1 pseudogene is annotated in these 291 nt (G+C 64.9%); it reads right to left on the bottom strand.

The annotated features are described in order from the left end of the window. Positions 1 to 53: 53 nt before the first annotated feature. Positions 54 to 291 (bottom strand): annotated as a pseudogene (locus B2R83_RS01840) (serine/threonine-protein phosphatase); the annotation flags it as partial.

Below are 291 nucleotides of genomic sequence, written 5' to 3'. Positions count from 1 at the left end.
CTACGCCGGAATGACGGCTCGACGGCTAACAATGGAAGGGCCGTTGGCAGTGTTCAGACTGGCCGCCCAACCCTTCCCGCCAACCCATCCTGGGCCGGCTTCACCAGCTTCACGATCGCCATCGAGCAATTCCCGCCCTTGCCCTGCGAGCGTTCCTGCGCCTTGTTGATCAGCATTTCGGACGCCTGGCGCGGCGTGGCCCGGCTGGTGGCTGCCGCCAGTTCGGCATCCGTGAAGAAATGCCATAAACCGTCCGAGGCCAGCAGGAACACGTCTCCCGGCGCCAACCCG

The sequence above is a fragment of the Massilia sp. UBA6681 genome (assembly GCF_002454935.1).
GTDB classification, from domain to species: domain Bacteria; phylum Pseudomonadota; class Gammaproteobacteria; order Burkholderiales; family Burkholderiaceae_D; genus Telluria; species Telluria varians.
This window is presented reverse-complemented; position numbering and strand designations above follow the sequence as displayed.